The sequence below is a fragment of the Paraburkholderia sp. XV genome, from assembly GCF_020177535.1.
Lineage (GTDB): Bacteria > Pseudomonadota > Gammaproteobacteria > Burkholderiales > Burkholderiaceae > Paraburkholderia > Paraburkholderia caribensis.
On the sequence record NZ_JAGUUD010000057.1, the window covers coordinates 47,165 to 53,810 of the forward strand.

The following is a 6,646-nucleotide window of genomic DNA, read 5'->3' on the forward strand; positions in this document are numbered from 1 at the left end:
CTTGCGCGCGGGCGAAAACGCATGCGCCGCGCGTCGCTGCGCCCTGACGGCGAACGATGGGGAGCGGCTTCACGCTGCATCACAGCGTTGCAATCAGCTTTCGCGGCCGGCGCGGATGACCGGTCGCATGGCACGCATCCTAGCGGCTTGCCTTTGGCAGATAAATGCCAGCTAAATGAACACTCAATTTATCTAACTCAAACAATGGGACGGGACGGGTATGCCAATCGACGGCAATCGCTTGCCGCATCAGGCTGTCCGGCGCTGCATATGCACACCGGTCGGGCGCGCAAACGGCCGATAGCCGCCACGCGGCGCAAGGTCTTGTCTTGACAACGCAAGACGGGCGGCCATACTCGGACGGTACTTCGCCGCCCGGCCACAACCTGTTTCCACCGCAAGGACACGCCGTCATGCACAAGACAGTGAAGATTCCCGGACCCGATCATCCCATCGCGATTGCAAAAAGCGGGTCACGCGTGGTCGTGTCCGTGGCAGGACAGAAGATCGCCGACAGCACCGACGCGCTGTCCTTCCATGAAGCCTCGTACCCTGAAGTCCTCTACATTCCGCGCAAGGACGTCGACATGTCGCTGCTCGAACGCACCGGTCATTCGACGTATTGCCCGTACAAGGGCGAGTGCAGCTACTACAGCATTCCCGTTGGCGGCGAGCGCTCCGTCAATGCGGTGTGGAGTTACGAAAGTCCGTACGAAGCCGTCGAGTCGATCAGGGATCATGTTGCGTTCTATCGCGACCGCGTGGACGCCATCGAGGTCAGCGCGCCATAAACACGCGAACGCGCGGCCAGTTTCCGGCCCGCTGCGGTGCCATCGAAGCCCTCGTCCGAGGGCTTCACAACTTCGCTTCTTCCGTCGAATCGCGACGCGCCGTCGCCCGTTTTCCGTCGCATTTTCGTCATTGACACCACTGTCAAACGCGGCGCACGCATTCAAATTTGACGCGATTGATAAAAAATAAAGACAAGAAAAGTCATTTCCGAAAAGCTCCGTTTATTCACGGCGCAGCCAATCACCCAAATAACATAAAACGCCCCGAAAGCCGCATGTATGCACGCTTTCAGGGCATCGGATGCAGCCGGCATTAAATGATTTTTTGTTGATTTTTTTCGGAACCTTCTTGCCGTAAGCTTTTCGTAAACACCATTGCGTTTGTCCGCGATGGACTGACTCCGTTCAATTGAGAACCCGGCAGGAGCACGATCGATGAATCATCCAAAACGCTTATTGCTTTCCAATCTGGCATGGTCGCAAGAGGTCTCGGCGCGCGAGCCCGAGTTCTTTACGGAACTCGCGCGCGGCCAGCAGCCACGCTTTCTGTGGATCGGTTGCTCCGATAGCCGCGTGCCCGCCGAGCGCGTCACCAATGCGCAGCCGGGGGAATTGTTCGTCCATCGCAACATCGCGAACCTCTACACCTCCGACGACGGCAACACATCGAGCGTGATCGAATACGCCGTGCATGCGCTGAAGGTCGAGCACGTGATCATCTGCGGACATCATCATTGCGGCGGCGTGCGCGCCGCGCTGTCGCCGCCTTCGGATGCGCTGCCCATCGTGAACCGGCGCATTGCAGGTTTGCGCGAGCTCGCCGAACGTCATCGCGACGAACTGCATGCGATCGCGGATTTCGACGAGCGCGTCGACCGCTTCGCGGAGTTGAACGTGATCGAGCAGGTGCGGCTGCTGCGCGAGTCGCCCATCGTGCGCCGCGCGCCGCGTCCGCCGCAGGTGCACGGCTGGATTTTCGGGCTGCGCGCAGGGCTTATCACGCAACTCACCGATATGGATGAAGCCCGCGACATCGCCGAAGCGCACGCCGAAGGGCACGCCGAAGCGTCCCCGTCCGTCGCCGTGCGCGACGCTGCGTAGGGACGCTCGGGCAGTTCGCCCGTTTTCAGACTCACTCACGCCCATTTCACCGACATGTCCATCAAGCCGCCGGCGCGCGACGCCGGGCGGTGTGGCTCAACTCGACCTCGCGGATACCATGCACACTCCACCTGTTTCCCGTTTATCGAACCTGCGCAGCGATGTCTTCGCCGGGATCGTCGTGTTTCTCGTCGCGCTGCCGCTATGTCTCGGCATCGCCACCGCGTCCGGCGTCGATCCATTTGCCGGGCTGGTGTCCGGCATCGTCGGCGGACTGGTGGTCGCGCTGTTGAGCGGCTCGCATCTGAGCGTGAGCGGGCCGGCTGCGGGCCTCGTCGTGATCGTCGTGTCGGCAATCGCGTCGCTCGGCAGTTTCTCCGCGTTTCTCGCCGCCGTGCTGATCGCGGGCGCGTTGCAGATCGGCTTCGGCCTGCTGCGCGCGGGACAGCTTGCCAGCTTCGTGCCCGTCGCCGTCATCAAGGGCATGCTGGCTTCGATCGGCATCATCCTGATCGTCAAGCAGATTCCACTCGGCGTGGGGCTCGTGAGCGGCGCGGATGCCAACGTGGCGCACGCGGGCATGCTGGCGACGCCGTTCGGCAAACTGTCGATAGTGACGACTGCGCTTGCGCTCATCTCGCTGGCGATGCTGTTCGCGTGGGAGACGCCGCGCGCCAAGCGCTACGCGGTCGTGCGCATGCTGCCGGGGCCGCTCGCGGTCGTCGCGCTCGGCATCGGCGTGACGCTCGCGCTCGATGTGCTCGCGCCCGCGCTTGCGGTGCCCGCCGAGCACCGCGTGTCGCTGATGCCGCTGGACTCGTTCGCGGCGCTGACGGGCGCGATTTCGATGCCCGACTTCAGGCAGCTCGTGGACGGCCACGTCTGGCGCGTCGGCTTGACGCTCGCCATCGTCGCGAGTCTGGAGACGCTGCTGAGTCTCGAAGCCGTCGAACAGATCGATCCGAAGCGCCGCCGCGCGTCGCCGGACCGCGAGTTGAAGGCGCAGGGCGTGGGCAACATGGTGGCGGCCGTGCTGGGCGGTCTGCCGCTGACGGCCGTAATCGTGCGCAGTTCGGCGAACGTGAATGCGGGCGCGCAGACGCGCATGTCGGCCGTGATTCACGGCGTGCTGCTGCTGGCGAGCGTGTTCGCGCTGACCGCGGTGCTCAACCTGATTCCGCTCGCCTGTCTCGCGGCGATCCTGATTCACACGGGCTACAAGCTCGCGAAGCCGGCGCTCTTTACGGCGATGGCGCGCGAAGGCGTCGACCGCTTCGTGCCGTTTGCGGCGACGATTGCCGGCGTGCTCGCGACGGATCTGCTGATCGGCATTGGCATCGGCATTGCGACGAGCGCGGTGCTCGCGTTGCGCGCGAACCTGTCGCGCACGTTCACGCTGACGCGTCACGACGATCACTATCTGCTGGTGCTGCGCAAGGACGCGACGTTCCTGTCGAAACCGATGCTCACGCGCTGTCTCGCGCAGATCCCCGACCGCGCGACGGTGCTGATCGACGCGGAGCGTGCCGATTTCATCGACCGCGATATCCGCGACACGCTCGATGCGTTCGTGGGCGAGGCGGCGCAGCGGCAGATTACCGTCGAGCGCCTGCGCTGGCCGGAGCCGGCGGCTCAGGAAGGGCAGGCGCCGCTGCCGTCGCTGGGCGCGACGACGGGCTGAGCCGTAAAAAGGGCGCGATAGCGCGCGGCAGCGCGTTATCGGTGTTGTGGAACCACGGTTTCGGAAAGTGCTGGCCGGAAGGCGAGGGCGCTGACGGGCGGCGCATCCTCGCCTGACCGGCGGAAGGCGGGATTATTCGGCGATCGAAAAGCGCGACGGCCGCGCCTGCTTCGCTTTGCTGGGACGCTCGACACGCGGGCTGGCACCGCGGATGAACAGCACTGCGCACAACGCCACCATGGCCCAGATGCAAAGAATTACGGTCAAGACGTTCATTTCCAGTTCCAGTCTCAGTCTCAGTCTTAGTGGGTCGGCACTACGGACGTTGCCGGGCTGCCACCGTCGGGTTCGGTTCTCGTGGTCGCGCGGGGCGGCCGGTCAATGCGTGGTGTGCTGCGTTTCGCCGTCGAACAGAAGCTCGTCGATCAGCCGGGTGGTCACGGCAAGCTGCTTCTCCAGCGACACACGCGCCAGTTCCGCGCTCACCGCGTCGCCGCGTGCGACGGCGGCGTGCGTCTGGGTGGCGAGGCGCAGCACCGTGTCGGAGGCGAGCTGCAAGCCGCGCATCAGCTCGGACTCCGGGTATTCCCGCTGGCTATTCCACTCCGGCGCGCTGAGCGCGTCGGGCTCGAACGGGTTGCTTCTGTCATGACGGGAAGACATTTCAGGCTCCTCAGTGCACTGGCATGACTGCAGTGTGCGCCGCGTCGCCGGCGTTCAATCGGCCGAACAGAGGCCGATTTCGGATTCATACCGCCGTCATCGAAATGTGCTCGTGCACGGTCAGAATGCCTGCTTCCTGTCCACGTCCCGGCGAATGGTAAGCAACTGTTAGTGCGCGGTCTGCGCGTAAAGGCCCTGGGTTGCGCGGGCTCCTTTCTTGCGCGGGTCGAGTGCGTGGCGCAGCGGGCGTCCCGTCGTATCGAGCCGTAATGCGCCGTCACAAGTGGTCACGCATGTCTTCTGTAGCGTCTGCTCAAATGGCGCTAGAGAAGGGAGAACGATCATGAAAAAGCTTCTGACGCTGGCAGCCGTCGCCATGGCGACAATCGGTTTGGGAGGCTGCGTCGTCGCGCCGCCGTATGGTTATGGGTACGCGCCGGCGTACGGCTACGCGCCGGGGTATTACGCGGGGCCGTCGGTGAACGTCGGCATCGGCTATAGCTGTTGCTGGGGCCATGGCGGCTGGCACCGGTAAGCGCATCCAGACGCATCCCGACGGATCGCGCGATCGAGACCCAAAGAAGCCGGACACGGATGCGTCAGCGTCCCGTCTGGCTTTTTTAATGTGATGCGGCGCGCAGGCCGCGCGGTGGCTGGAGTTCGGCGTCAGGCGGCGCAGATTGCGCGCGCATGCGGCCGCGCGCGCTGCGGGTTGCTGTACGATCTCGGAAAGAATGCGCCCGCGCCATAGCGGCGCGTCTTCCCACGCCACGATTCCGCAACGACATCTACGTTTTCGCACCCCAGCATGGACTACCGCGTTACCTACGAGCACAGCCTCGCCACCGCCCCAGACGACTTCATCGTGAATGTGCCGTCGCAACTGGTGTCGGATGTGCCGTCGAACATTCCCAAGGCGCTGCTGCCCGAAGCGATCGAAAAGCTGATACTCGAACGTTCTCCGCGCATCGGCCGCATCCGCAACCTCCGGCTTATCTGACGTTTTTCTTTCGGCGGCAGGCTTTGTCGTTTTTCTGCTCTGGCCGCCGCGCTTGAAAACGGCATGCTTGCCCTGCATGTGCGGCTCTCGTTATACGGAGCCTTGTCATGGGAAGCCGTCCCCGTTTTGTCGACGATCTGTCGGGTGCGCTGCCGGGCGCCGCTGCCGCCGGGTCGTCCGATGACGACGCACTCCTCGACACCTATTCGCGCACTGTCGTCGATGCGCTCGAACGGGTGCGGGCGGCCGTCGTTTTCATCACTGTCGAGCGCCGCGTGCCGGGCGCGCCGGAGCGCCATGCGCGCGCGGGCACCGGCTCCGGTTTCATCTTCACGCCCGACGGATATCTTCTGACCAACAGCCACGTCGTGCACGGTGCGACGCATATCCGCGTGCAGCTTGCCGACGGCACGAAGTTCGACGCCGATCTGGTGGGTGACGATCCGCACAGCGACCTGGCCGTATTGCGGATTGGTTCGCCGGAGCCGCTGCCGCACGTCGCGCTTGGCGAGTCGGGCAAGCTGCGCGTGGGGCAGATAGCGATCGCGGTTGGCAATCCGCTTGGGCTCGAGCAGACGGTGACGGCGGGCGTGGTTTCCGCGCTCGGGCGTTCGCTGAGGTCGAACTCGGGCCGCATGATCTATGACGTGATCCAGACGGATGCCGCGCTCAATCCGGGCAATTCGGGTGGGCCGTTGATCAACTCGGCGGGCCAGGTGATCGGTGTGAATACGGCGATCATTCCGGGTGCGCAGTCGATCAGCTTTGCGACGGCGATCGATACCGCGAAGTGGGTGATCATGCAGATTTTTGCGCACGGGCGCGTGCGGCGCGCTTATATCGGCGTGGCGGGGACGACTTTCGCGCTGCCGCGGCGTGTGCAGCGTTATTTCGCGCTGGAGTCGGAAAGTGGCGTGCGGGTGATGGAGATCGTGAAGGGGAGTCCTGCCGCGCTCGGCGGGCTGCGGACGGACGATACGATCGTTGCGGTTGATGGGCAGGTTGTTGAGGGGGTCGATGCGCTGCAGCGCGTGCTGGATGGGTCCAGGATTGGGCGCTCGGTGAGTGTGAGTGTTTTGCGCGGCGCGCAGCGGGTTGAGGTGGTGGTTGTGCCGGTTGAGCAGAGCGTTTAGGTTTTTGGTTTTGGTTTGGTTTTGGGTTTGTCTGCGACGCTGGGTAGGGGCGGTTTTTTCGATGGCATTCCGCGATTTGGCATCGGGGTTCATGCGGCGCCGTTCGTGGGTTTGGGTCTTGGCGCTGGCATTCGCGATTCGTTAGCGTGCCTCACGCGTCGCCATTTGGTGTTTTTGGCCTTTGCGCTGGCATCCGGGTTTTGCTTTTGCTTTTGCTTTCGCTTTCGCTGGCATCCGCGCATTGTTAGCGTGCTTCACGCGTCGCCCCTGTGCGGGG

General features: G+C 63.9%; 8 protein-coding genes. 6 read left to right on the plus strand and 2 right to left on the minus strand.

The annotated features are described in order from the left end of the window. Positions 1 to 413: 413 nt before the first annotated feature. From KFO72_RS24360 to KFO72_RS24370, 3 genes are all read left to right on the plus strand, one after another. Positions 414 to 791 (plus strand): DUF427 domain-containing protein, encoded by a 378-nt coding sequence (locus tag KFO72_RS24360; RefSeq protein ID WP_054932634.1) that lies wholly within the window; start codon positions 414 to 416, stop codon positions 789 to 791. A gap of 435 nt (positions 792 to 1,226) precedes the next feature. Then, positions 1,227 to 1,892 carry a carbonic anhydrase gene (locus tag KFO72_RS24365; RefSeq protein ID WP_225033230.1) on the plus strand — a complete coding sequence of 222 codons (666 nt, stop codon included), beginning with the start codon at positions 1,227 to 1,229 and terminating at the stop codon, positions 1,890 to 1,892. A gap of 118 nt (positions 1,893 to 2,010) precedes the next feature. Beyond that, positions 2,011 to 3,573 (plus strand): SulP family inorganic anion transporter, encoded by a 1,563-nt coding sequence (locus KFO72_RS24370; protein WP_225033231.1) that lies wholly within the window; start codon positions 2,011 to 2,013, stop codon positions 3,571 to 3,573. Positions 3,574 to 3,705: 132 nt separating this feature from the next. On the opposite strand, the gene KFO72_RS24375 is transcribed toward KFO72_RS24370, so the two are convergent. Both KFO72_RS24375 and KFO72_RS24380 read right to left on the minus strand, forming a co-directional pair. After that, positions 3,706 to 3,849: a hypothetical protein gene (locus KFO72_RS24375; RefSeq protein ID WP_167352364.1), complete on the minus strand. Its 144-nt coding sequence runs from the start codon at positions 3,847 to 3,849 to the stop codon at positions 3,706 to 3,708. 102 nt (positions 3,850 to 3,951) lie between these two features. Next, positions 3,952 to 4,236, minus strand: coding sequence for a hypothetical protein (locus tag KFO72_RS24380; protein WP_060603653.1), 285 nt, complete (start codon positions 4,234 to 4,236; stop codon positions 3,952 to 3,954). Positions 4,237 to 4,579: 343 nt separating this feature from the next. Between KFO72_RS24380 and KFO72_RS24385 the strand changes: the two genes are divergently transcribed. From KFO72_RS24385 to KFO72_RS24395, 3 genes are all read left to right on the plus strand, one after another. Then, complete coding sequence (locus KFO72_RS24385; protein ID WP_036000815.1) at positions 4,580 to 4,771, plus strand: hypothetical protein; 192 nt, start codon at positions 4,580 to 4,582, stop codon at positions 4,769 to 4,771. A gap of 273 nt (positions 4,772 to 5,044) precedes the next feature. Then, a complete protein-coding gene (locus tag KFO72_RS24390; protein WP_036000819.1) occupies positions 5,045 to 5,236 on the plus strand; it encodes a hypothetical protein in 192 nt (63 codons plus the stop codon). A gap of 107 nt (positions 5,237 to 5,343) precedes the next feature. Beyond that, positions 5,344 to 6,369, plus strand: coding sequence for a S1C family serine protease (locus KFO72_RS24395; protein ID WP_225033232.1), 1,026 nt, complete (start codon positions 5,344 to 5,346; stop codon positions 6,367 to 6,369). Positions 6,370 to 6,646: the final 277 nt, after the last annotated feature.